Origin of the sequence: Enterobacter sp. ku-bf2, from assembly GCF_001742765.1 — a bacterium.
GTDB classification, from domain to species: domain Bacteria; phylum Pseudomonadota; class Gammaproteobacteria; order Enterobacterales; family Enterobacteriaceae; genus Enterobacter; species Enterobacter quasiroggenkampii.
This window is the reverse complement of record NZ_MDVW01000001.1, coordinates 423,188-446,428: the sequence shown is the minus strand read 5'-3', so window position 1 is coordinate 446,428 and position 23,241 is coordinate 423,188. Positions and strand designations below refer to the sequence as shown.

The following is a 23,241-nucleotide window of genomic DNA, read 5'->3' as shown; positions in this document are numbered from 1 at the left end:
ATTTGACATGAGGGACAGCAAGGTCGCTCAAACGCGCTGCAGTTGAATTAAGTAGGACGGTATTAAGACTTGTAGTTGGCAACGGTCCCCTTCAAAATGCCGAGGTGAAACTGGTTGTAGCTCTTAGGCAAAATCACTTATTCTTTGCCGCTAACCATGTAGGAGAAGATCCATGACCAGTGAAATCCGCAGACGGGGAAGACCACGGAAAACAGAGAGCACCTATGCAGATACTCGTAATGATCTGATCCGCAGCGGTCTTGAGTTGCTGACGCAGAATGGTTTTCTTGCAACTGGAGTCGATGCCATTGTCAAAAATGCCGGTGTTCCTAAAGGCTCGTTTTATTATTACTTCAAGAGCAAAGAGGAGTATGCGCAGGCCGTCCTCCATGCCTATGACAGTTTCTTCGAGCATAAACTTAAAAAACATCTTCATGAACCTTTATGCCCACCAATGTTACGGCTGGAAAATTTTATCCACGATGCCTGCAACGGGATTAAAAAGTACAATTTTACCCGAGGCTGCCTTGTTGGAAATATGATGCAGGAAAGTCCGGGACTGCCACAATCCTTTATCCAGCAGCTACAAGATGTTCTTGAGAACTGGCAAGAACTTGTTGCTTCCTGTCTGTCCGATGCACTAACTTCAGGCGAAATTTGCTCCGAAATGAACGACAAACAACTGGCAGCAATTTTCTGGAGTGGCTGGGAAGGTGCCGTTATGCGTTCCAAACTTTATAGTTCAACCCAACCTGTGTACGATTTCTGGAACTATTTCAAAGCATCTGTCCGTTACCAGTCGTCGCAGGAAGCAACTGAAGCACAGTAAAAGAGGAGCCGGTAGCGGCCCCTCGTTCGATCTGCAACTCCGTATCTATATTTGGCTACATTCAATTACCGCTCGGCCGCGAATTCCGCCATTCAGAAGTTTTTCGGCTACAGTGATGGCCTCACTTAGCGGATATACAGTCGTCAGGCTATCCAGCCTGGACTCTGGCAAATGCTTTAACGCCTGCTGCCAGATCGCCGCTCTTTTCTCTTTCGCGAACATGACACTGTCAATCCCTTTCAGCGTAACACCACGCAGAATAAACGGAGCCACATTTCCCATCAACTCCATACCCTGAGCCATGCCACAGGCTGCAACAATACTGCCATAGCGTACCCCTGCACAGGCGTTACAGAGCGTGTGGCTGCCGACTGTATCAATGGCAGCAGCCCAGCGTTCTTTTTGTAACGGTTTGCCCGGGCTTGAAAGCTCAGCCCGGTTAATGATGTCGTTCACCCCGACCGTTTTATATAGCCACGAGGATTCTTCCGGCCGACCGGTAGAAGCAGTCACATGGAAGCCCATAGACGAAAGGATCATGGCCGCAATACTACCGACACCTCCGCTGGCACCGGTAACAAGTACGGACCCATCTTCAGGCTTAACACCATGATTGAGCAGCGCGTCGACACACAACATCGCGGTAAACCCAGCCGTCCCGATAGCCATGACGTGTTTGCTATTTGCGCCTGCCGGAAGCGGCGTCAGCCAGTCGCCTTTCACTCGCGCTTTTTCAGCCAGCCCACCCCAGTGCTTTTCCCCCACACCCCAGCCGGTCAGCAGGACTTTATCACCGATCCGAAAATCAGGATGTGCGCTGTCAGACACGGTACCAGCAAAATCGATGCCTGGAACCATCGGGAAATGGCGGACAATGGGGCCGCGTCCGGTAATTGCCAAAGCATCTTTGTAATTGATTGAAGAGTGATCAATGTCGACCGTAACATCTCCTTCAGGGAGTTCACTCTCGGCGATTTCAGCAATCTGAGTAGTGTATCGATCTTCGGTGCGGTTGATGACTAGCGATTTAAACACTTTTACCTCGTCTTTCGGGTTGAATGATGACTCATTTTCCGGAGTCTAGAATAATATTGACCGATCGTCTAATAATCAGCGACACTATCCCTAAGTTTCAGTAAAAATCAATTATTTTTATGTTTTTCAGAAAGAAACAGAGCGCGGGGTTGATATACATCAAGAAATTCACGACCTGGTTACGAGAGTAAAGGGGTTCAATGAATCATGCAGAATTGCTACCAGTTGGAGATTGCTCGCTTGAACATAATGAGCCTCACCTGAGCCCTTATGCATTATGAGGTTGAGCCTTGGTCAGGTATGCTTTCAGCGCAATAAAGTGCTGATTTGTGCTGTTGAATGCTCCTTTCAACCCGATGATAGTTTGTGAAAAGGATGAACTTGTTTACACTGTTACCTCCTCCTCTGATGTGCTGACTCTCATGCGAAAAAAACAATTTCGTTTCAGGACTTTGATGTTGATTCTCTCTGTAGGAGGGATATTACTCACCTCTTTATTGTTGTTGAGCGCTTTGACTATCTTCCAAAATGCAAATATTGAAGAAAGCCTGCTTAAGAGCAATGTGGCCTATGCACGAAAACTGGCCGATACGACCGATCAATATTTAAGCACCGCTCAGCAGGAGCTTTCTTACAGTGCTGGATTGATTAAAGATCTTCATGACCGAGTCCGGTTACAGGGAGAAGCTGATCGACTTCGTCTTCAGTCTGGTTTTTTCAATTCTGTCGTCATTGTGACAGCCAATGCAGTAGTTGCCGCAACCTCTCCAGAAAGCCTGAAATTACTTGGTGTAAAACTGCAATCAGAGGCCAGTCGTCAAGCCATCACTACCCAAAAAGCATTTATATCCCAGCCATTTATTTCAGCTGCAGGCAACTATGTCGTTTTTCTTTCACAACCAATTATTTCAACTGATGGAAAATATCTCGGTTATCTGGGCGGCACAATTTATTTGAAAAAAAAGAGTATGCTTAGCGATCTTCTCGGCCAACACTTTTATGGAAATCAAGCCGATGTAAGTATAGTCACTAAAGACGGCCTCGTTATTTTTAACAAAGATCCTAAATTGATTGGTAAAGTTATAGATTTTGAACCTCTATCTCAAGTTCGTTTGACACAAGAAGATAATGGTTATTTCACAGAGAGTGAAAAAGGAAAACAAAATCTAATTGGCTACGCAAGCATGCAGAAAGCCGAATGGAAAGTATTCATCTCAGGAACTTCGGATAATGTGTCCCGCATTCTATTGGAAACCATTATAAATGCATTCTGGTTTACTCTTTTCATCCTTATACTGACGACAGGAACTGTAATTTTCTTTTCTGGTGTAATATCCCGCCCCCTTGAAAAACTGGCCAGTTATACACGAACTAATGACAGTGAAAAAGCGCTAATGAATCTTGCTCGCCTTAATACTGGTTATCAAGAAGCCGAACAAATCAGGGAAGCTTTCAGTCAACATTTAATAATGATGACCAAACAGGTGAGTCTCTTGAGTGATGAGGCGATGACCGATCAACTGACAGGACTATATAACAGAAAAGGTTTCTATTCCCGAATCAAAAGACATGAACTAACGGATAAACATGCAGTGATTGCCATCGACATTGATCACTTCAAAAGAATCAATGATCGCTATGGCCATGAGGGTGGCGATTCAGTCTTGGTGAATCTGAGTAAAATGCTCCGACTGTTAACAAGTCAAGATGACATCCTCTGTAGATTCGGTGGTGAAGAGTTTATTATTTTTCTGCCTAATGTGACTCTGGAGGAAGCCTCGACTGCGGCAGAACGTATCAGAGGACTCGTAGAGAATACAACCTTCCCGGGCGCTATAAAAATCACACTATCCGCAGGAGTTGCCGAGTTATCACAGTGTCGTGGTGACATTAAAAGAGCCCTTCATTGTGCTGATTTAGCTATGTATGCCGCTAAAATGGCCGGGCGTAATTTGGTGTTCTATAGTGATCATGATAGTACCCATATTTACGATAAACTTGGTAATGGTGATTAGGCAACATTGACTAAACTCGAGAGCTGCTAAATCACCTGAAGGTAGAATTTACGGTCATACACAGGCTGAGACGTCAGCTTTGTGCCAGTAGCGGACAGTCCCGGATTAAAGGTATGTTGCTCTGCATACCGGTCAGAAATTAAACTCGTTCAGATCGGCAACTGAGCAGAACATCATCGTGAGGTGAAAGTTCAACGCGTTCATTCGCAACTCGAATGTCACGTGCTCTTTATTAAAAGACGCTTTCTGAAACTTCCAGGGGACATCCCCATTATGGTGCTAAAGGCGCGCCTGAACGCTGTTTCATCGCCGTACCCGCATGCACTTGCGATCTGAGAAATAGTTTTTCCCGGGCTTTCCAGCAGCACGGATGCCGTTTCAATACGAACTCGGGTAATGAAGTCTTTTGGGCTTTCCTGGACGAGTATTTTCATTTTACGGTTTAGAGTCCGGGTGGTCATATTCAGAGCTACAGCAAGTTGCTCAACCGTCATTGCAGGATTTTGATAACGAAGCAGGTTCTCTGCTTTTGTCAGCAAAGGATGTCTTGAATTGAGGAAACCTGCGGGCGCATAAATTTGCTGTGACAGAGGCTGGCTGTCAGCAACGGCCATGTCAGCTGTTAACTTTGCCAGCTCATTACCTGCGTGTTTGCGAACGAGGTATATGACCAGATCAACCCATGAAAGTGGTCCACCCACAGTGACCACATTGTCCTGCTCGGCCAGGGTTTTTCCCCATACAGGTTTTGCCAGTGGATAGCGTTCAGCGAAAGTGGGATATAACCACCACGTTGTGGTGCAGACCCGTCCGTTGAGTAAACCAGCTTCTCCCAGTACAAAACCGCCTGCACAGGTTGAGGCAATACAGCTTCCCTCTGAATACTTCACTTTCAGCCACTCGGCTGCATTTGATACAGCGACTCTGTCAACGGGAAATCTATGCTCATCCAGCTGCATACCGCTGGCAATAATCACCCCAAAGGTATCAGGTTCACTAAATGCGCCATCACTTTCAATACTGCGTCCCTGAACATCCCTGACCGGCTGACCATCAGCGGTAATCGTCCTGACGTCGAATAAAGGAACATCTCTGGATAACTCAGGATTTACCGTAGGGTTCATTCTGACCACCTGATTCGCCAGCCAGAACATATCAGCCAGCCCCGCAAGCGCCGAACGCATGCTGCCTGGAAGAGCTAGTAACGCAACGCGCATGTTTAACCCCGTCATGAAGAATGTCTGATTTCGCATGTTACCTGTCATTAATGACACTTCATACCCTCTGTAAGGCGGATTACAGTGCGTGAAACGAAAAAACTATGGGAAATACAGTCATGCGTATGAAAAATTTAATGTCAGGCGCGCTGCGAAAAGGAACATTTGCTTTGTGTCTTTTATTTATGAGTAATCCGCCGCTTATGGCACAGGATTTGGGTATAAAAAATATCGTACTGGTTCACGGTGCCTTTGCTGACGGTTCGAGTTGGTCAACCGTCATCGCCCTCCTTCAGGAACGGGGCTACCACGTTACTGCTGTTCAGAATCCCCTAACTTCATTAAAAGATGATGTGGCTGCAACAGAGCGTGTACTTAAGCGCCAGAACGATAACGTTCTGCTCGTTGGCCATTCATGGGCAGGGGCGGTGATCACCCAGGCTGGAAATGCGACGAACGTAAAGGGACTTGTCTATTTGTCCGCCCTTGTTCCGGACAGCAATCAGTCAGTTTCTGACGCACTTGCACGCTTCAATGCCCCTATGAAAGGTATGGAAGCCGATAATAACGGTCTTATCTGGCTTGATAAGCCAGAGTTGTTTCATCAGGTTATGGCTAATGAGCTGAGCATAAAACAGAGCCTTCTGCTTTCATCCGTGCAACAGCCTATCGCCGCTGCCGCTTTTAACGAAAAAGTGAATTCAGCAGCCTGGCGAGAGAAACCCTCTTGGTATCTCATCACAGAAAACGACAACGCGCTGGCCCCGTCCGTGCAGGCAGATTTTGCCCGTGAAGCAGGTGCACACATCACGCGAATTCACTCAGATCATCTGTCCATGATTTCTCATCCCAAAGAGGTTGCCGCACTGATTATAAAGGCGGCGCAGAGTATCCATTGATCCTTACAGACCAGGAATGTATGCAATGAAAATTCTCCATCTTGATTCCAGTATAAACCATGAATTTTCAGTAACCCGACTGCTGTCGGCTGAAATAGTGAAGCAGTTGATGGCAACCGGTCAGGAGCATCAACTGACTTACCGAGATCTTGTGAAAGACGAAATCAGTCATCTTACCGGGGAGATTGCTTCAGGATTCAGGCCTGTTGCCGGACGGCCGATAACTACAGATGAGCTGGAGTTTGAGCGACAATTATCAGACGCTCTGGTCTCAGAGTTTCTTGAAAGCGAGATGATTGTTGTCGGCGCGCCAATGTACAACTTTTCTGTGTCCAGCCAGCTGAAGGCCTGGATGGACAGAATTGCTCAGCCAGGGAAAACCTTCAGCTATACCCCAACTGGGCCCGTTGGTCTTGCGGGGAGCAAAAAAGTCATCATCGCCTCAGCGCGGGGCGGTTTTTATGCTGGTACGGGACTGGAAGATATGGATTTTCAGGAGCAGTTCCTGCGCAAGTTTCTGGGCTTCCTGGGCATCTCGTGTGTTGAATTTGTCCGTGCTGAAGGCGTGTCGAAAGGTGAGGACGTAAAGCTCAGAGAAATTTCCCGTGCTTTGTCCTTAATTCCACAGGCCATTAATGCGATTTCTGCCGCTAAGGAATGAACCATGCTGTACGCCGTAACGCTGACTTACCTGACACAACCCGATGCAATTTCTACTCATCTTGACGCACATAAGCAATGGCTGGTCAGGGGTTTTAAAGAAGGCAAAATCCTTTTTGCAGGCCCCCTCAGCAATCATACCGGCGGCTACATACTTTTTAAAGGAGGCAATACAAGTGAAATTCAACACTGTCTTCAGGATGACCCCTTCATCATGCATAACATTGCCGATGCAGAAATAATGGGCATTGAGCCAGTGCTATGTGCGCATGGATTCCCTGAGACATGGGCAGGGAAAGCCCGTTTCATTTGACTATTAATCGCTGTAAAGCGCCCTGCATCCTGTGAAATGACCCCGTTAGAGTTATTTGGAGGGCGCTTTAACTTATCATTTTAATGTCCGCTTTTCGCTCATAGCAGACTAATTCATCCCTATACCCTCCCATCGGCCTTCATCCGCTCGTATTTGGCTTTGAGAAGCTCTGCTGGTGTCGGTCCCTTCGACGATACTGGTGCTACCAACGCTCTACGAACTGGCGGGATTGGCTTCCCGGCCAGCACCCGCTTTTCCCACATATCCAGAATATCACCGGCCTCACGCTCAAGCTCTTTGTGACTGAGTTGGCCATCAGTTCCGCGCCGCCGCAGCTCGAGGCAGATGTGGTAATAAACCGGTTTCGGCCACGGATACTGCTCGCTGTTCGGATAACGAAATACCAGCTTACGCCACTTCCAGTATTCAGCCATCACGTCAGCGGTGGTGATCCCCAAAACACAGCGCCCTTCCCTGCACCACTTGATGAACTGGCCTGGCGACGGTAAGAATGGACGATCCTGGCGACGCACCATGCGCATACCAGCTTCAACTTGCTCAATGGTATTAATCCCGTTTTCTTTAAATGCCAGCACCCATTGCCGGCGGATCTCGTTCACGTCTTCCTGGCTGCGATTAACCAGGCTTGCCGGAAACGCGGCCGCCAACTGTACGAATAACCCGTTGATAATCTGCGCCACCTGCTGCGTTTGTTCGCGTTCGGTGTACTGCTCAGGCATGTTGTGTGCCACACGGCGTGCCTGTTCCCGGTCAAAATCGCGAATACTCTCGGCAAGGTTTTTCATTTCAGCACCCCGTCAATCCAGTCGGTGTTATGCAGGTCAATGCCGCCCCGGGATGGCTTTGCCGTTCCGGTTGCGCGCAGCCGCTTGGTGGTGAGCTGATCCCACTGCTTGCGCAGACTGGAAGGACTCAGGATGTTGTCTTTCCAGAACTCGTCCCGGTTAGCCCACTGGAACAGGTCACAGATTTCGTAGTGAGTACGCTTGTCCTGGACACGCATCAGCCTGATGGTATTTGCCCATTCAGCCCAGTTTGGTTCGGATAGCGAAGCGTTGACGGTGAGAAGCCTGTCGTAAATCCAGTGAGCGGCCTTGAGGTCGTCAGCGGATCCCCATGATTTACCTGCCGGGGTGTATATCCCGGCGGCAGCTTCAGGGTGGCGTGAGAGAAACTTTTGAGTTTGCTGGTTTCGGGATTCGGCAGAATTCCGAGACGAGGATCTTTTAATATTGTTCTTGTTATAGTCTTGGGTGTCTACCGTTTCCGGGAAGGTTTTTCCCGTTTTCGGTAACACTTTTCCCGATTTCGGGAAGACTTTTCCCGTTTTCGGTTTGTCTAAAATCCAGGCTGAAAGGTCAGTATTTATACCGACCGTTTTCATCACGCCCTGCTTCTGACTGAAGATAATTTTGCGTTCTGCAAGTGATTTGAGCGCATCAGAAACGTGGGAATCACTCAGCCCAGTAAGCTCGGCGATCACCGTGTTCGTAACGCGGTCCTGCTTCTTGTTCCAGCCGTAGGTAAGCCAGATCACCGCCTCAAAACATTGCCACTCCCGGCCTGACATTCTCAGACGAGGCTTAAGCTGTTGGATCTCGTTAGCGACCTTGGTATACCCGTTCGACAGGTCGGCCATACGACCTCCCGGTTGTTCGGTTCTGTTGGGGAAATTGATAATTTCAGCCGTGTTTGACATACTTAGCTCCGCAATTACACTCCGTTTTTGCACCTGAAAGCCGTTGGTGTTCGAGCACCGCGGCTTTCGCCTTTTCTGAAGTATTCACATTGCCCCCAGCATGGTTGTGACCATCGCCAGTAAAGGCGCCGTAAGGTCCGGATCGACTCTGAACATTTCAAAAATCCCCTCGCCTAACTCCTTCAGTTTTTCCTTCTTCGGTGCATCGAGCATCAGAGCTTGCTTCGCCTCACTGACTTCTTTTTCTAATCTGGCCATGCGATACGCAAACGAGTCGTTCTTTACGACGCGGTCGCGGTACCGAAGCGGTAATACAGACATGATCGCGGGCACCAGCTGTTCGACGTTCTTTCGGTAAGATGCGGAGTCTTCTTTGTTGTCCAGCCATCGGAACAACTTCACGTTCCAGACATCGGCCTGGCCTGAGAAGTCCACGCCATTAAGCTGAAGTTCTTTTGCCGCTTCTTGGATTTGAAGTGCTACAGCTACGCGCCCTTCTGCTGCCGCCCACGCCCGGACCGCAGAGCAGAGGTCACGATGAACAATATCCTGCGCTGTAGATTCGCTTTGTTGACACTGGAATATCAGAGGATTAGAGGAAGCTCTGCTACTTTGTTGAAATGAAACAGTTTGCATAGTTAAGGCTCCTGTTTAGGTAAACCGTCTGTTGGGTTTGGGTAGAGATCTGGGCGCAGTTCGTGGGGGGTTATGCCTGTCAATTTAAAAATGGGAAAGACGTAGTTTGGTGGGACGATCCCGCGATCACGATTTTTCCAATGACTTACGGACATACTTGTCACGCCCAGCACGGTGCTGAGCTTTCTGGCTGAGCCAGCGGCTTTAATTGCTTTATCTAGTGGGGACATATATTTCTCCTGTGTAATGACAATAGGAGTAAACCACAGATTTACAATCCATGCAAACCTTGGATTTATTGCGTGTATAAACCAAATATTTAGAATGATTCTATGAGAAAAGAAGAACCTAACTTAGTTCTGGTAGAGCGCCTGACTGAGATCGCTGAACGCGGTGTTACCAAAGCAGACATGGCTCGTATAGCTGGAGTCACCCCTCAGGCCGTAAACGGTTGGTTCAAAAAAGGGGTTATAAGTAAAAAATCAGCCCTAGCTATCGCTGATGCAGTTGGCATTTCTGTCGCCTGGCTTCTTGGTGAGGACGTGGGTGAGAAAGATGGACTTAAGCCGGACGAGCAGCGTCTTTTGGAGCTTTATCGTCAACTCCCTCAAGATGAACAGCAAAACATGCTTCGGGTCTTTGCGCTACGTTTAAAAGAGTTGGATACCCTTTATGACAAATACATAAAGGGCCGGATTAAAAATTAGGTGTATGCTCTCTTATGTCATTCTTACACATCATCTTTTTTAACTCCCTTGCTTTAAATTGAGCGTCTTGGAATTTAATGTGTTTTTCACCACCACTAGGTCAACCTACTGATTAGTTAGCATTATCAAGGACTTACCCTGTTTTTTTAGTTTTTGCTGGCATAACATCTAAAAAATTTAAGACTAATTTTTGTCAACGCTCATAAAGCATTGAAAATAAACCAATTGATTAATCACACAGTAAATACGGATGATTCAAACGCATGAAAATTGTAAATGAAGATTTAAAGTCATTAGAAATTCCAACGTTTGCAACTACTGCTGCGGCCGCTAGCTATAAAGTAGGTACTGAAGGATATGTTGATCTGATGTTCATGAGATCTCATTTTATCATAGATAATCAGGATGATTCGTCACCTGTTGTTGGTAAGCAAGATCTACATGAACAAAGGGCGAGCCTTGTTTTTTCCAGAGTAGCAGCCGTAACCATGACTGCTGAGCAAGCGAAAGCATTAATTGCTAACATAGAGTTGCAACTTAACAATCTCGAAAAGGTCTAAAATAGTGATGGAACTTGACTTGATTTCCCCTGTCAAACCATCTAATAAATTGATTGTTGCATCGTCCTCGCCCACTGTCGCAATACAAGTTGATATCCCATCAGAAATCGATGCTGGTAACTACATAACTTATCTAATGTCACGTATAGCTAGTGACTTTGAGATAATTAACACTAGTATTAAAGCAGTGGAACAAGCTACAATTTCATCGAAGCATGAGGATGCAACCTCATTTGGAGTGGAAATGAGCGAAAGAATTGCCAAAATTGAGACAAGCTTAGAGCATCTCTCGGCAACTATGAAAGCAATGGATGCTAAGCTTGATAAGTTGATCGCTGTAGCAGGCGATGAGAAAAAAGTTAATGCTGTCATGTTGGATAAATTCTCTGAATATGACAAAAAACTAGATAAGAAACCCAGTAAAGATGAAGTCGGCAAACTGATTGCAGAAGCAACCAACAAGCAAATTCTTTGGACTATCGCGACCATCATTGCAGTTGCGCTTATCGTTTACAAGTTGTTAACTTAGCTATAGTAGTAATTTACATTTAACGAATGACCCGGCCGCAGTGCCGGGTTTTTTTATATCCCACTTCTGCCAGTTCCATCCCGACTCCCCATCCTCTCACTCTCCTAATGAGAATGTGGAGCCGAACCTTTTCCTACGTTTCGTCTGTTAACTCACAAAAACCAACGATATAAACCACTCCTTCACAACCAAAACAAACCACAGATTGACATATATATAAACCAGTGATTTAATTCATTCCATCAAGACGCACTACAAACCACCAAGGCAGGACGCCCACGAAGTAGCCGCCGACGGCATACGAATAGTCGGATGAGGTGGAGAGATTAACGCGCATCAGGTGTAAACGTTCCGCTGGCCGGCGATAAGGCAAACGAGGGTGAGAATGATTGATTTCGCACGCAAACCAGGACGGCAGCAGGCCGTAAAGCTGAACTTCTTCGAGGTGATTCTTCGCCGCTTGTGCTACCTGCTGGCGCAAAAGGGGAATCCAGATGTGTAACTCAACGAAATGCGGGTACTGCGGCAAGCCGGTTGAACCGGAGAAAGTAGTAAAAAGTACCCTTCTCTATCGCAACGGCTCACAGCTGGCGCGCAAAGAAAAAGAATACTGCTCTGAACGTTGTGCTTCGTACGACCAGATGGCCCACGAGGCATAACGTAAAAGCCGCGCAAGGCGGCCCGTACGTCCGGTGCTCCCGACCAAAGTTACACCGGAAAACTACTTAAAAAACCAAAGTTCACCCAATGGGCGCTATCTCTGGCCCGGGGATCTTACATCCAAAAAAGAGGATCTCACATGGAATTTTTCTATGTAGTGAAGGCTACGCAGAAATCTGGCAAAGAAGACGCAGTGATTTGGTTCACTGCGAAATCAGAAGCCCGTGCAAACCTGCAGCTCGATGTCGAGCTGGAAGATGCTGGTATTGAAACCGGACGCGGTAAGGATTACGCCAAACCGGTTCGCACCGATTTCCCGGTGTATAACGACCTCCCGGAAGAAAGCACCGTGGATTACACCTGGTACAAACGCTACGAACTGCAGGACGATGGACGCACCTGGCTGCCAAAGGCTGGTGCTGAGTCTACTGGAGCCATGGACAACACAGCGGCACCGGAAACGTCCGTTAAAGTCGAAACTACCGTCGAGAGTGTCCCGGTTGAGAACCGCACTCCAGCAGTTCGTTATGCCGTCCACCTGACCAGCGACAAATACCAGTCACATATCAATAAAGAGCAGCAGCTGGCTGCCAGCGAAATGTCACTGGATGAAGACAACACCTATCTCCAGAACCTGCTACAGGCGAAGAACGATATCCCTGAAGTTGACGAACTCAGCCTGAACGCTGAGTGGAAACTGGTTCAGGCGATTAAGCAGGTATTTGCGCCAGATGAAGAGCACGAAGTAAAGCTACTTGCTGCTTTCATGGCCGACTGGTTGAGAGTAAATGCAGGTGACCGCAATGAGTTAGTTAGGGAGTGGAGAAGCGGAAAGCTTACACTTCTCAAATCAGAAAGCACCAGCAACTCCGACGTTACAACCGATCAGGTTCTGGAACCTGATAACGGTATCCAGATTGACGAGAATGATGACGAAACCACTCGTTATCCAGTCGTTCGTATGCCCTTCCGGAAGCAGCTACTCGCCCAGTTCACCGCCGACGAACTGCGCCACCACTTAACCCGCGAAGAATACGAAGGTATCAGCGCGCTGGAGATGGACACTGACAACAGCTATGTCCAGAACCTGCTGCTGGCGGCAGAAAACTGCGAAGAGGTTAAGGGTTACGACACCAAAGACCTGTGGCGCTATACCGACGCCATTCGCAAGGTGTTTAGCCAGGAGAAGCGCCACGAACTCGCTTTGGTTCTCCGATTCACCAGAATCTGGGCGGCGACTGATTACATAGACCGCGGCATTCTCGTTCGCGAATGGGCTGCAGGTAATCGCATCAGTAATGTTCAGCGTACTGATTCTGGTACCAATGCAGAAGGTGGCTATGTGACGGATCGCGGCGAAGGCGCGCACCACACTCTGGACACTCTCGATCTTGAGATCGCCTGTGCCCTGCTGCCTATGGATTTCCATCACTTTGAAATCCCCTCAAGCGTTTTACGTCGCGCCAAAGAAATCGTGGCGAAGAAAGAAGAACCATGGAAATCATGGAGCGCCATCCTGCGTAATCAGCCCGGCGTACTGGCGGTGAACCGTGCGGCAATCTTCAATCTGATCCGCATAGCGCCGGAAAACATCCACCACACGCCAGCGGCTCATCTTGAGTTTGTGAATAAAACCATGACTGCTGAGTTTAACTCTGCTGTGGAGTTACTGCCGTTGCCTACCCCTGCAGTTGAGACTGAAGCCCCAGGTGAACAACCGCAGGTTGAAAATCTCGGCAGCGGCGTGTTCTCCATCGATGGCCTGATGGGTGGAAATACCGATCCGGTCATCAACACCACCTCAAATGAAGTCGAAAAAACGGAAAACGCAGCGGAGACCACCAACGATGTGCAGATGGAAACGGCTAAGCCAGAGAAAGACGAAGATGTTGATTCGGTACAACCAGGCGAAGGCGCTGATGCAGCTAATACGCAAACAGTTACCGTAGCGCCGGAAGATCAGCAGTCAGAGCCAGTAATCGAATACCCGGCTTACTTCGAGCCTGGCCGCTACGAAGGTCTGCCGAATGATGTTTATCACGCAGCAAACGGTATTAGCTCAACCCAGGTAAAAGATGCCCGCGTCAGCCAGATGTACTTCAACGCGCGCCATGTGGCTAAAACTATCCCGCGCACAGCATCCAAAGTGCTGGACATGGGAAACCTGGTGCACGCCCTTGCATTGCAGCCGGAAAACCTCGAAGTAGAGTTCAGCGTAGAACCGGAGATCCCTGAAAATGCATTTACGACCACCGCTACTCTGCGTGAGTTCATCGACGGGTACAACGCAAGCCTGCCGGCGCAGCTAAGCGCTGACGAGATTAAAGCGTTGCTTGAACAACATAATGCATCCCTTCCCGCTCAAGTGCCGCTTGGCGCTAACCTGGAAGAAACCGCGCAGAACTATATGGCGCTGCCAGCTGACTTCCAGCGTATTGATGGTGACCAGAAGCAGACAGCTACGGCAATGAAGGCATGCATCAAAGAGTACAACGCCACCCTGCCCGTACCGGTTAAAACCAGCGGCAGCCGTGATGCGTTACTCGAGCAATTAGCAATCATCAATCCAGACCTGGTGGCGCAAGAAGCACAGAAACCGACACCGCTGAAGGTATCGGGTTCCAAAGCAGACATGATCCAGGCAGTTAAATCAGTTAAGCCCGATGCCATATTCGCCGACGAACTGCTGGATGCCTGGCGCGACAACCCTGGCGAAAAGATTTTGGTTACCCGCCAGCAGTTGGCCACCGCGCGAGCAATTCAGTCCGCACTACTGGCGCACCCGACCGCGGGCATGCTGCTGACACATCCAAGCCGCGCCGTTGAAGTGAGCTATTTCGGTTTCGACGACGAAACCGGATTAGAAGTGCGTGTACGCCCGGATCTCGAGATTGAACTGGACGGCGTGCGAATTGGCGCCGACCTGAAAACCATCAGTATGTGGAACGTGAAGCAAGAAAGCCTACGCGCCAGACTGCACCGGGAAATCATTGACCGGGACTACCACCTCAGTGCGGCTATGTATTGCGAGACCGCGGCGCTGGACCAGTTCTTCTGGATTTTCGTCAACAAAGACGAGAACTACCATTGGATCGCCATCATTGAGGCATCCACCGAACTGCTGGAACTGGGCATGCTTGAGTACCGCAAAACAATGCGCGCCATCGCCACAGGTTTCGACACGGGCGACTGGCCAGCGCCGATCACTACCGATTACACCGATGAACTGAACGACTTTGACCTGCGCCGCCTCGAAGCGCTGCGCGCTCAGGCTTAAGGGGGATTTATGCATAACACTAACGTTACCGTTGCTGACCAGAACACCGTTATTAACTCCAACGTGGCTCTGTTCGATTCCCAGTATCTGAACGCCATCAGCACATTTGCGCAGATCATGGCGCAAGGCACCGCTACCGTTCCTAAACACCTGCAGGGCAACCAAGCCGACTGCATGGCTGTCGCGATGCAAGCAGCACAATGGCAGATGAATCCCTTTGCCGTGGCGCAGAAAACGCACCTGATTAACGGTGTGCTCGGGTATGAAGCGCAGCTGGTTAATGCCGTCATTTCACGAAGCGGCGTGCTGGCCAGCCGCTTTGAGTATGAATGGTACGGGCCATGGGAAAAGGTCGTTGGAAAATTCAATATCCGTAAAGGCGACAAAGGCGAGTACCGCGTTCCGGGTTGGACCCTGGCTGACGAAGCCGGGATCGGCATCATTATCCGCGCAACGCTTAAAGGTGAAGATCAGCCAAGGGAACTCGATTTGCTGCTGGCTCAGGCACGAACCCGAAACTCTACCCTGTGGGCTGATGACCCACGTCAGCAGCTGGCATATCTGGCTGTCAAACGCTGGGCCAGACTGTTCTGCCCGGATGTGATTCTGGGCGTTTACACCCCTGATGAACTGGATGATCGCCGAGAAGAACGAGAGGTAAACCCGGCACCGGCGCAGCACGTTAGCCTTGCAGTCATTTCAGGTGACAACGTCACTACGACTCAAACGGCTCAGGAATCAGCTCAAAATATTGATGCACTTGCTGATGATTTCCGTGACCGCATCGAGGCGGCTCAGGATGTGGATAGCGCTAAAGCTCTGCGCGCAGATATTGAAACCGTGAAAGCAACGCTGGGTTCTGCCCTGTTCACTGAGCTGAAAAACAAGGCCGTGAAGCGTTATTACCTGGTTGATGCTCGCAACAAGGTGGAAGCGGCAATCAACTCCCTGCCTTCTCCAGATGAACCCGGTGCAGCAGAACGCTTTGGCGAAGCTGAACGCGTGCTGGCATCTGTGAAACGCCATTTAGGAGAGGAACTGCATGGTCAGTTCAGCATCACCCTGGCGGATATGAAACCGGAATACGTGGACTAACGAGATCGGGAGGGGAAACCCTCCCTCAAGGAGAAGAAATGCGACTGATTAATCGAGGCAGTAAGCAATCCCCTTTGGCTCGCCAGGCATGTGAAATCGCACTCGCAACCCACCAGCAAAGATACGGTGACTATGGGCGCAGCAAGATGAAAGAGACTTATACGGTGAGAGTGGAAGGTGTGAAGGTCTGGGTTGAAGTGGTCAACCGCAAGGCAAGCTACGTGGCCACAGCAATGACCGGCATGCGCCGACTGCGTTCCCTGCCCGGCCAGGCAAACTGAAACTGAAATATCAACGACTACAGACCGGCATATCTATACTCATGCCGGTTACCTGAGGTGAACCATGTCGCAGGTAATTTTTAACGAAGAATGGGTTGTTGGCGCAAGGCTCACAGAAAAAACAGGCCTGACCGAACGACAGATTGAGAAGTATCGCCAGGGCTGTTGGGTGGAAGGTATCCATTTTAAACGGGTTTCTCCTTCCGGAGAAAAAACCTTGCGTGGCACAACCTGGTACAACTATCCGAGAATTAATCAGTTAATAAGGGATGCGTAATATGGCAGCTTTGCCTACAGGTGTCGAAATCAGAAACAATAAGATTTGTATCTGGTTTATGTACCGGGGAAAGCGTTGCCGCGAAATTCTCAAAGGTTGGATTAACACCCCGGCGAACATCAAAAAAGCCGGGAATCTTCGGGCTGTGATCGTTAGTGAGATCAACCTTGGAGAGTTTGATTACCACCAGCGCTTTCCTTCATCGTCCAGAGCAAAAAAAACCGTAACCACTGTTTCAGTTCAAACCTTTTCAGAGCTGTGTGAACTGTGGACGAGCATTAAAGAAACCGAAATTAGCGCGAATACCATGCGTAAGACGCGCTCACAACTCGGTACGTTAATGCACATCATTAACGGAGATACGCCTGTTTCAACTATACGCCACAGCGACATTCTTAAATACAGAAAGGAGCTGTTGAACGGTGAGACACTTTACCTGGCAAATCCGAGAAGTAACAAACAGGGACGCACTGTGCGTACCGTGAATAACTATATATCGCTTCTGTGCTCCCTTCTTCGGTTTGCACACAAATCTGGCTTTATCAGTGGCAAACCCTTTGAAGGGATCAAGAAACTACACAAAGGGAAAGTAAAACCGGATCCTTTAACGAAGCAGGAGTTTAGTTTGCTTGCGGAATCCGAGCGTGGCCAAAGCCTCAATATGTGGACGTTCGCAGTTTATACTGGTGTCCGTCATGGAGAGCTTGCAGCTCTTGCCTGGGAAGATATCGACTGGGAAAAAGGTACGGCTCATATACAGCGCAACCTTAATGCGCTAGGAATGTTCGTCCCACCAAAAACCGATGCAGGTGATCGAGTTATCACGCTATTAGAGCCAGCACTAGAGGCCTTAAAGGCACAGCGTACGCTGACTTCGTTACAGCCCAAAACCGAGATTGTTTTTCATCACCGCGAGTATGGTGCGATGGAATATCAGAACCTTCGGTTTGTTTTCATGCCCAGGATGCGCAAGGGCATACAGAAGGCCTACTACTCTTTATCGAGTATCGGCTCCAGATTTAACGCAGCTGTAAAACGTGCTGGTATTCGCCGCCGGAATCCGTACCATACGCGGCATACTTTTGCCTGCTGGCTTTTATCTGCCGGCGCTAACCCGTCTTTCATAGCCAGCCAGATGGGGCATGAAAACGCGCAAATGGTTTATGAAGTCTACGGTGCGTGGATTGAAGAAATGAATGGCGAACAGGTGCTGATGCTTAACGATAAGCTGGCACGCTGAAAAATTTTGCCCCTATTATGCCCCTATTGGCTCCGAAGGTAGTAATAAATGCAAGAAAATCAATCAAATACAAAGAAAGAGCAATACAACCTGAACAAACTGCAAAAGCGACTGCGCCGTAACGTGGGCGAAGCCATTGCAGACTTCAACATGATTGAAGAAGGCGACCGCATTATGGTTTGCCTGTCAGGGGGTAAAGACAGCTACACCATGCTGGAGATCCTGCGTAATCTTCAGCAAAGTGCGCCGGTGAAATTTTCCCTGGTGGCGGTCAACCTTGACCAGAAACAGCCGGGCTTCCCGGAACACATTCTGCCGGAATACCTCGAGAAGCTGGGCGTTGAGTACAAAATCGTCGAAGAAAATACCTACGGTATTGTGAAAGAGAAAATCCCGGAAGGGAAAACCACCTGTTCTCTGTGCTCTCGTCTGCGCCGCGGCATTCTGTATCGTACCGCGACGGAGCTGGGCGCGACCAAAATTGCGCTGGGCCATCACCGCGACGATATTCTGCAAACGCTGTTCCTCAATATGTTCTACGGCGGCAAGATGAAAGGTATGCCGCCTAAGCTGATGAGCGATGACGGCAAACACATTGTGATCCGCCCACTTGCCTACTGCCGTGAAAAAGACATTGAGCGTTTCTCACAGGCGAAAGGGTTCCCGATCATTCCATGTAACCTCTGCGGCTCTCAGCCGAACCTGCAGCGTCAGGTGATTGGCGACATGCTGCGCGACTGGGATAAGCGCTATCCGGGTCGTATCGAAACCATGTTCAGCGCCATGCAGAACGTCGTCCCTTCCCATCTCGCGGATGTGGAGCTGTTCGACTTTAAAGGCATCAACCATGACTCAGACGTGGTGAATGGCGGCGATCTGGCGTTTGACCGGGAAGAGATCCCGATGCAGCCAGCAGGCTGGCAGCCGGAAGATGATGACAATCAGTTTGAAGAGTTGCGTCTGAACGTGCTTGAAGTGAAGTAAGCGATTAGCGTCTCAGAAACACCTTCTGAGACGCTTCATGCTCTATTTCAGCAGACGTACGCGGCAGGTTTTACCCTTAATTTTCCCGTTTTGCAGCTGCTTCCATGCCTTATGGGCAACCGCCTGGCGAACCGCGACGTAGACATGCGCCGGATGGACAGCAATCTTACCGATATCCGCCCCGTCCAGACCCACATCCCCGGTCAGTGCACCGAGAACATCACCAGGACGCATCTTGGCTTTTTTACCGCCATCGATGCACAGGGTCGCCATTTCGGCCTCGAGCGGCACAAGGCTGACGCCGGCTGGGGGATTCATCCAGTTCAGCTTAATCTGCAGCATCTCAGAGAGAATATTGGCGCGCTGCGCCTCTTCAGGTGCGCAGAAGCTGATCGCCAGACCGCTGTTTCCTGCGCGCGCGGTACGGCCAATACGGTGCACGTGTACTTCCGGATCCCACGCCAGCTCAAAGTTCACCACCAGCTCAAGCGATTTAATATCCAGACCGCGCGCAGCAACGTCGGTCGCAACCAGCACGCGGGCGCTGCCATTCGCGAAACGGACCAGCGTCTGATCGCGATCGCGCTGTTCCAGATCGCCATGCAGCGACAGCGCGCTCTGCCCGGCGGCATTCAGGGCATCACAAACCGACTGACAGTCTTTTTTGGTATTACAGAACACCACGCAGGAGGCAGGCTGATGCCGGCTCAGCAATTTCTGCAGGAGCGGTATCTTCCCCTGCTGCGAGGTTTCAAAGAACTGCTGTTCGATCGCGGGCAGCGCATCTACGCTGTCAATTTCAATGGTAAGGGGATTTTTCTGCACGCGGCCGCTGATGGCGGCAATGGCTTCCGGCCAGGTTGCGGAGAACAGCAGCGTCTGGCGATCGGCCGGTGCAAAACGGATCACCTCGTCAATGGCATCGCTGAAACCCATGTCCAGCATGCGATCGGCCTCATCCATGACCAGCGTTTGTAACGCATCCAGCGAGACGGTGCCCTTCTGCAGATGATCGAGCAGACGGCCAGGCGTCGCGACAATAATGTGCGGGGCATGCTGGAGTGAATCACGCTGGGCGCCGAACGGCTGCCCGCCGCAGAGGGTTAAGATCTTGGTATTGGGCAGGAAACGCGCCAGGCGACGCAGTTCACCCGCGACCTGGTCTGCCAGTTCGCGGGTCGGACACAGCACCAGAGACTGGGTCTGAAAAAGCGCCGCATCGATATGCTGCAACAGGCCAAGGCCGAATGCCGCCGTTTTTCCACTGCCCGTTTTCGCCTGCACGCGCACGTCACGGCCCTCGAGAATGGCAGGTAAGGCGGCCGCCTGAACAGGCGTCATCGTCAGGTATCCCAACTCGTTGAGGTTATCGAGTTGGGCGGCGGGCAGAACATTCAGGGTAGAAAAAGCGGTCACTGTAGTCTCTCGTGGTGATCTTTGCAGTCAGATGGCGCGTATCCTCGCAGATCTCGCGGTTCGATGCGACAATTTAATCGGTTCTTCATCGGGTGGCGGGTCCGGCATCGGCTGCGGACGCGGGATGGGATCGGGCATGGGTACCGGATCGCTGGGGATAGGATCGGACTGACGCGATTGTGGCAGTAGCAGAGCGTTAAGGATGCTCATCATTCCCTCCAGAATTTGCTGTCGTCCCTTTTAGGGTAGACGCTGAGAATCTGGAGGCAAAAAAAAGCCGACTATGAAGTCGGCGTCGTACGAATCAATTGTGCTATGCAGTAATTCAAAAAAGGAAGTAAGACAATATGGAGCGCAACGCCCATCGCTTGACGTTGCATTCACCTGCGGGAGTAATATTGCACCTTACGGGGTAGATGTTTATTGACTTCGCTCAATTAAAAGAGCGTTTTAATCCCGGAAAAAGATGAAAAAAGCGTAAATTTACAGCCATTTACTACGATGCAACCACCATGCAACACCCCCAATCAAAACAACTAACATCACGCAAAAGGCCGTAAAGCCGTAGCGATAAGCGCCCCCGGGAATTCCCCCCAGATTGACGCCAAACAGCCCGGTCAAAAACGTGCTGGGTAAAAACACCATCGCCATCAGGGACATCGTATAGGTTCTTCGCGCCAGCGACTCCTGCATCACCTGCGCGATTTCGTCCGCCATCACCGCCGTTCTGGCAATACAGGAATCAATTTCATCCAGCCCGCGGCCCAGCCTGTCGGCAATATCCTGCATTCTGCGTCGATGGTCGTCGTTCATCCAGGCGAGCCTTTCGCTGGCCAGCCGCGCATACACGTCGCGCTGCGGCGTCATGTAGCGGCGCATAACAATCAGCTGTTTACGCAATAAGGCCAGAAAACCGCGCGGCGGGATCTGCTGATCGAGCAGGTTATCTTCCAGGTCGATGATTTTGTCGTGCAGTTCTTCGATAAACTCGCTCGCGTGATCGGTAAGCGCGTCACAGACGTCCACCAGCCAGCTGCCGCAGTCGATCGGCCCGGTGCCCTCTTTCAGATCGTTGACGATGTCATCCAGCGCCAGAACCTTACGCTGTCGGGTGGAGACAATCAGCCCATCGTCCATATAGACCCGCATCGCAACCAGCTGATCCGGACGTTCATCCGTGCTGCCGTTAATACAGCGCAGGGTGATCAGCGTCCCGTCCCCCATTCGGCTCACGCGGGGGCGCAGGCTTTCACCGGCCAGCGCATCGCGCACATTGTTAGGCAAGAGCGGGGTCGACGCCAGCCAGTCAGCGCTGTCCGGGTGGGTGTAGTTCAGATGCAGCCAGCAGGGATGCGCACTGTCGATCACATCATTGTCTTCCAGCGGCCGGGCACCGCCGCGACCGTCCAGCACCCACGCAAAAACTGCGTCTGGAACGTTTAGTTCAGATCCTTTAATGCTTTCCACAGCTCCTCCGCCTTTTAGCTCTTTCGGTGTCAGTCTAGCTTTCATCAGGGGTTAAGCAACAACTATGTATCCCATCGCGCTGAAATCGTTCATGAAAGGCAGAGTGTAGGCCGGGTAAGCGCAGCGCCACCCGGCAAGAAATATGGCGAGAATGTTGCGGTTTTGTCAGAGAGAGTGCTCCGGCCGCGGGAGGAAGGATGGCGAGCCGCCAGGTAATGAGGACAACGATCCCTGATCCAGTCTGAAATTACGCGTGCGGGCCTGCAGCTCGATCACCTGATTGCGCAGGACATCAGAGGAGCCGTTGAGTTCCTCCGCCATCGCCACGTTGCTTTGCGTGACCCGCTCCAGCTCCGAAAGCGCCAGCGTGATCTGGGAAATGCCTTTCTCCTGCTCAGAGGTCGACGCGGAAATTTCATCCATCAAGCGGCTGACGTTCCCCGAGCCCGTCACGATTTCATGCATATTCTTCTCTGCCTGTGACACCACGGTCGCACCCTGTGTGACGTTACTGCTAGTGACTTCAATCAGCGCTTTGATATTCTTCGCGGCCTCTGCGCTGCGGTGTGCCAGGTTTCTGACCTCTTCCGCAACGACAGAAAAGCCTTTTCCGTGGTCGCCTGCCCTTGCTGCCTCAACGGCCGCGTTGAGCGCCAGAATATTGGTCTGGAACGCAATGCCGTCAATCAATGAAATAATCTCCGTCATCTGCTGGGCGCATTCGGTAATGGACTGCATATTGTTGGCGACCTGCCCCATCAGCTCCCCGCCCTTGCGCGCCTGCAGCGTCGCCACATTCGCCTGTTCGCTCGCCAGGCGGGTGTTATCGGCATTGTTTTTGGTGCTCGCCGCCATTTGCTCCATGCTGGCTGCGGTTTGCACTAAAGACGCAGACTGCTGTTCGGTTTTTACCGAGAGCTGAGCGCTACGGGCCGAGAGCTGATCCGATAAGGTCATGGCGGTTTGCGACGACGCCCTGATCTCGCGCACCAGCGTCGCAATGTTGCCGGAAAGGCTATTGATCCCGGGAATTAGTCGACCCGCGCAGTTATTGCCAAACTCCGGGATAGAAACCCCAAGGTTGCCTGCTGTCACCTCTTCAATACTTCTCTTTACCGTATTGATCGGCGTCACGAGATAGCGGGTCATATAGACCCAAAGCAAAAATAGCGCAACGAAATTGATAACGTTAAGGGAAATAAAGAGAGAGGACTTGCTGGAAATTAGAACAACGACACCTGCGTTTACCAAAAATAGCGATAAAAGGAACCCGATAATAAAGGTCCTGACACTAATATTTCTTAGCATGATGATACCCACGTTTTATATTTTGGTCGGCATCTAGACTTATAGCATTGGCTCAGACGTTTTTCCTCGCAAACTTCACGGGATTGTTTTTTCGCCGTTAGCAACCTGGGATTTAG

Annotated in this window: 25 protein-coding genes and 1 pseudogene; 16 read left to right on the top strand and 10 right to left on the bottom strand. The window is 50.2% G+C overall.

All coding sequences use genetic code 11. From position 1 onward, the window contains the following. Positions 1–172: 172 nt before the first annotated feature. Positions 173–829 (top strand): TetR/AcrR family transcriptional regulator, encoded by a 657-nt coding sequence (locus BFG58_RS02110; RefSeq protein WP_069719097.1) that lies wholly within the window; start codon positions 173–175, stop codon positions 827–829. 45 nt (positions 830–874) lie between these two features. Here the strand turns inward: BFG58_RS02110 and BFG58_RS02105 are convergent, their stop codons facing one another. Next, entirely contained in the window at positions 875–1,864 is a 990-nt protein-coding gene (locus BFG58_RS02105) for an MDR family oxidoreductase (protein WP_069719096.1), read from the bottom strand. A 422-nt stretch (positions 1,865–2,286) separates the two neighbouring features. Here BFG58_RS02105 and BFG58_RS02100 point away from each other — a divergent pair, with 422 nt between their 5' ends. Then, positions 2,287–3,879, top strand: coding sequence for a sensor domain-containing diguanylate cyclase (locus BFG58_RS02100; RefSeq protein WP_069719648.1), 1,593 nt, complete (start codon positions 2,287–2,289; stop codon positions 3,877–3,879). Between the two features lie 218 nt (positions 3,880–4,097). Here BFG58_RS02100 and BFG58_RS02095 read toward each other — a convergent pair whose 3' ends face one another. After that, positions 4,098–5,144, bottom strand: coding sequence for a GlxA family transcriptional regulator (locus BFG58_RS02095; protein ID WP_069719095.1), 1,047 nt, complete (start codon positions 5,142–5,144; stop codon positions 4,098–4,100). Between the two features lie 71 nt (positions 5,145–5,215). Here BFG58_RS02095 and BFG58_RS02090 point away from each other — a divergent pair, with 71 nt between their 5' ends. From BFG58_RS02090 to BFG58_RS02080, 3 genes are read left to right on the top strand one after another with little or no spacing between them, the layout of a single operon-like run. Beyond that, the gene (locus BFG58_RS02090; RefSeq protein WP_069719647.1) at positions 5,216–5,995 is read left to right on the top strand and encodes an alpha/beta hydrolase; all 780 of its coding nucleotides are present in this window, start codon (positions 5,216–5,218) and stop codon (positions 5,993–5,995) included. 25 nt (positions 5,996–6,020) lie between these two features. Next, positions 6,021–6,656, top strand: coding sequence for an FMN-dependent NADH-azoreductase (locus BFG58_RS02085; RefSeq protein WP_069719094.1), 636 nt, complete (start codon positions 6,021–6,023; stop codon positions 6,654–6,656). 3 nt (positions 6,657–6,659) lie between these two features. After that, a complete protein-coding gene (locus BFG58_RS02080) occupies positions 6,660–6,968 on the top strand; it encodes a YciI family protein (protein ID WP_069719093.1) in 309 nt (102 codons plus the stop codon). 119 nt (positions 6,969–7,087) lie between these two features. Here BFG58_RS02080 and BFG58_RS02075 read toward each other — a convergent pair whose 3' ends face one another. From BFG58_RS02075 to BFG58_RS02060, 4 genes are all read right to left on the bottom strand, one after another. Beyond that, entirely contained in the window at positions 7,088–7,774 is a 687-nt protein-coding gene (locus tag BFG58_RS02075; protein WP_069719092.1) for a replication protein P, read from the bottom strand. Next, positions 7,771–8,688 carry a replication protein gene (locus tag BFG58_RS02070; protein ID WP_069719091.1) on the bottom strand — a complete coding sequence of 306 codons (918 nt, stop codon included), beginning with the start codon at positions 8,686–8,688 and terminating at the stop codon, positions 7,771–7,773. The genes BFG58_RS02075 and BFG58_RS02070 overlap by 4 nt, the downstream gene beginning before the upstream one ends. 84 nt (positions 8,689–8,772) lie before the next feature. Then, complete coding sequence (locus tag BFG58_RS02065) at positions 8,773–9,324, bottom strand: toxin YdaT family protein (protein ID WP_069719090.1); 552 nt, start codon at positions 9,322–9,324, stop codon at positions 8,773–8,775. Between the two features lie 2 nt (positions 9,325–9,326). Then, positions 9,327–9,554 (bottom strand): YdaS family helix-turn-helix protein, encoded by a 228-nt coding sequence (locus tag BFG58_RS02060; protein WP_069719089.1) that lies wholly within the window; start codon positions 9,552–9,554, stop codon positions 9,327–9,329. Positions 9,555–9,656: 102 nt separating this feature from the next. On the opposite strand from BFG58_RS02060, the gene BFG58_RS02055 reads away from it, so the two are divergent. The 11 genes and pseudogenes from BFG58_RS02055 (at position 9,657) to ttcA (ending at position 18,934) form a co-directional block, all read left to right on the top strand. Then, positions 9,657–10,031, top strand: a complete 375-nt coding sequence (locus BFG58_RS02055) for a helix-turn-helix domain-containing protein (protein WP_069719088.1) — start codon at positions 9,657–9,659, stop codon at positions 10,029–10,031. Positions 10,032–10,294: 263 nt separating this feature from the next. Beyond that, positions 10,295–10,591 carry a hypothetical protein gene (locus BFG58_RS02050; RefSeq protein WP_069719087.1) on the top strand — a complete coding sequence of 99 codons (297 nt, stop codon included), beginning with the start codon at positions 10,295–10,297 and terminating at the stop codon, positions 10,589–10,591. 4 nt (positions 10,592–10,595) lie between these two features. Next, positions 10,596–11,120, top strand: a complete 525-nt coding sequence (locus tag BFG58_RS02045) for a hypothetical protein (protein ID WP_139125287.1) — start codon at positions 10,596–10,598, stop codon at positions 11,118–11,120. A gap of 346 nt (positions 11,121–11,466) precedes the next feature. After that, positions 11,467–11,622, top strand: a pseudogene (locus tag BFG58_RS24235) (hypothetical protein); the annotation flags it as partial. Then, positions 11,615–11,779: a YdaE family protein gene (locus BFG58_RS24055; protein ID WP_050736725.1), complete on the top strand. Its 165-nt coding sequence runs from the start codon at positions 11,615–11,617 to the stop codon at positions 11,777–11,779. The pseudogene BFG58_RS24235 and the gene BFG58_RS24055, both read left to right, overlap by 8 nt. 140 nt (positions 11,780–11,919) lie before the next feature. Beyond that, positions 11,920–15,057, top strand: coding sequence for a RecE family exodeoxyribonuclease (locus BFG58_RS02035; RefSeq protein WP_069719085.1), 3,138 nt, complete (start codon positions 11,920–11,922; stop codon positions 15,055–15,057). Between the two features lie 9 nt (positions 15,058–15,066). After that, positions 15,067–16,152: a RecT family recombinase gene (locus BFG58_RS02030; protein WP_069719084.1), complete on the top strand. Its 1,086-nt coding sequence runs from the start codon at positions 15,067–15,069 to the stop codon at positions 16,150–16,152. A gap of 38 nt (positions 16,153–16,190) precedes the next feature. Then, on the top strand, positions 16,191–16,433 hold the full coding sequence (locus BFG58_RS02025) for a DUF4060 family protein (RefSeq protein WP_069719083.1): 243 nt from the start codon (positions 16,191–16,193) through the stop codon (positions 16,431–16,433). 64 nt (positions 16,434–16,497) lie between these two features. Beyond that, positions 16,498–16,710, top strand: coding sequence for an excisionase family protein (gene xisR / locus BFG58_RS22950; protein WP_072060267.1), 213 nt, complete (start codon positions 16,498–16,500; stop codon positions 16,708–16,710). A 1-nt stretch (position 16,711) separates the two neighbouring features. Further along, complete coding sequence (locus tag BFG58_RS02020; protein WP_063149584.1) at positions 16,712–17,950, top strand: site-specific integrase; 1,239 nt, start codon at positions 16,712–16,714, stop codon at positions 17,948–17,950. 48 nt (positions 17,951–17,998) lie between these two features. Next, positions 17,999–18,934, top strand: a complete 936-nt coding sequence (ttcA, locus tag BFG58_RS02015) for a tRNA 2-thiocytidine(32) synthetase TtcA (RefSeq protein WP_048223561.1) — start codon at positions 17,999–18,001, stop codon at positions 18,932–18,934. A gap of 42 nt (positions 18,935–18,976) precedes the next feature. Here ttcA and dbpA read toward each other — a convergent pair whose 3' ends face one another. The 4 genes from dbpA to BFG58_RS02000 form a co-directional block, all read right to left on the bottom strand. Further along, positions 18,977–20,350 (bottom strand): ATP-dependent RNA helicase DbpA, encoded by a 1,374-nt coding sequence (gene dbpA, locus BFG58_RS02010; RefSeq protein ID WP_069719082.1) that lies wholly within the window; start codon positions 20,348–20,350, stop codon positions 18,977–18,979. Between the two features lie 27 nt (positions 20,351–20,377). Further along, positions 20,378–20,542, bottom strand: a complete 165-nt coding sequence (locus tag BFG58_RS24230; RefSeq protein ID WP_304665500.1) for a hypothetical protein — start codon at positions 20,540–20,542, stop codon at positions 20,378–20,380. A 291-nt stretch (positions 20,543–20,833) separates the two neighbouring features. Then, positions 20,834–21,817 carry a zinc transporter ZntB gene (gene zntB / locus BFG58_RS02005; RefSeq protein WP_023292275.1) on the bottom strand — a complete coding sequence of 328 codons (984 nt, stop codon included), beginning with the start codon at positions 21,815–21,817 and terminating at the stop codon, positions 20,834–20,836. Positions 21,818–21,982: 165 nt separating this feature from the next. Then, positions 21,983–23,125, bottom strand: a complete 1,143-nt coding sequence (locus tag BFG58_RS02000; protein WP_069719081.1) for a methyl-accepting chemotaxis protein — start codon at positions 23,123–23,125, stop codon at positions 21,983–21,985. Between the last annotated feature and the right edge of the window lie 116 nt (positions 23,126–23,241).

Excerpts from the sequence above, each read along its gene's own strand:
- BFG58_RS02110 (WP_069719097.1), top strand. The coding sequence starts at position 173 with ATGACCAGTGAAATCCGCAGACGGGGAAGACCACGGAAAACAGAGAGC.
- BFG58_RS02100 (WP_069719648.1), top strand. The coding sequence starts at position 2,287 with ATGCGAAAAAAACAATTTCGTTTCAGGACTTTGATGTTGATTCTCTCT.
- BFG58_RS02095 (WP_069719095.1), bottom strand. The coding sequence starts at position 5,144 with ATGACAGGTAACATGCGAAATCAGACATTCTTCATGACGGGGTTAAAC.
- BFG58_RS02090 (WP_069719647.1), top strand. The coding sequence starts at position 5,216 with ATGCGTATGAAAAATTTAATGTCAGGCGCGCTGCGAAAAGGAACATTT.
- BFG58_RS02085 (WP_069719094.1), top strand. The coding sequence starts at position 6,021 with ATGAAAATTCTCCATCTTGATTCCAGTATAAACCATGAATTTTCAGTA.
- BFG58_RS02080 (WP_069719093.1), top strand. The coding sequence starts at position 6,660 with ATGCTGTACGCCGTAACGCTGACTTACCTGACACAACCCGATGCAATT.
- BFG58_RS02075 (WP_069719092.1), bottom strand. The coding sequence starts at position 7,774 with ATGAAAAACCTTGCCGAGAGTATTCGCGATTTTGACCGGGAACAGGCA.
- BFG58_RS02070 (WP_069719091.1), bottom strand. The coding sequence starts at position 8,688 with ATGTCAAACACGGCTGAAATTATCAATTTCCCCAACAGAACCGAACAA.
- BFG58_RS02065 (WP_069719090.1), bottom strand. The coding sequence starts at position 9,324 with ATGCAAACTGTTTCATTTCAACAAAGTAGCAGAGCTTCCTCTAATCCT.
- BFG58_RS02060 (WP_069719089.1), bottom strand. The coding sequence starts at position 9,554 with ATGTCCCCACTAGATAAAGCAATTAAAGCCGCTGGCTCAGCCAGAAAG.
- BFG58_RS02055 (WP_069719088.1), top strand. The coding sequence starts at position 9,657 with ATGAGAAAAGAAGAACCTAACTTAGTTCTGGTAGAGCGCCTGACTGAG.
- BFG58_RS02050 (WP_069719087.1), top strand. The coding sequence starts at position 10,295 with ATGAAAATTGTAAATGAAGATTTAAAGTCATTAGAAATTCCAACGTTT.
- BFG58_RS24055 (WP_050736725.1), top strand. The coding sequence starts at position 11,615 with ATGTGTAACTCAACGAAATGCGGGTACTGCGGCAAGCCGGTTGAACCG.
- BFG58_RS02035 (WP_069719085.1), top strand. The coding sequence starts at position 11,920 with ATGGAATTTTTCTATGTAGTGAAGGCTACGCAGAAATCTGGCAAAGAA.
- BFG58_RS02030 (WP_069719084.1), top strand. The coding sequence starts at position 15,067 with ATGCATAACACTAACGTTACCGTTGCTGACCAGAACACCGTTATTAAC.
- BFG58_RS02025 (WP_069719083.1), top strand. The coding sequence starts at position 16,191 with ATGCGACTGATTAATCGAGGCAGTAAGCAATCCCCTTTGGCTCGCCAG.
- xisR (WP_072060267.1), top strand. The coding sequence starts at position 16,498 with ATGTCGCAGGTAATTTTTAACGAAGAATGGGTTGTTGGCGCAAGGCTC.
- BFG58_RS02020 (WP_063149584.1), top strand. The coding sequence starts at position 16,712 with ATGGCAGCTTTGCCTACAGGTGTCGAAATCAGAAACAATAAGATTTGT.
- ttcA (WP_048223561.1), top strand. The coding sequence starts at position 17,999 with ATGCAAGAAAATCAATCAAATACAAAGAAAGAGCAATACAACCTGAAC.
- BFG58_RS02000 (WP_069719081.1), bottom strand. The coding sequence starts at position 23,125 with ATGCTAAGAAATATTAGTGTCAGGACCTTTATTATCGGGTTCCTTTTA.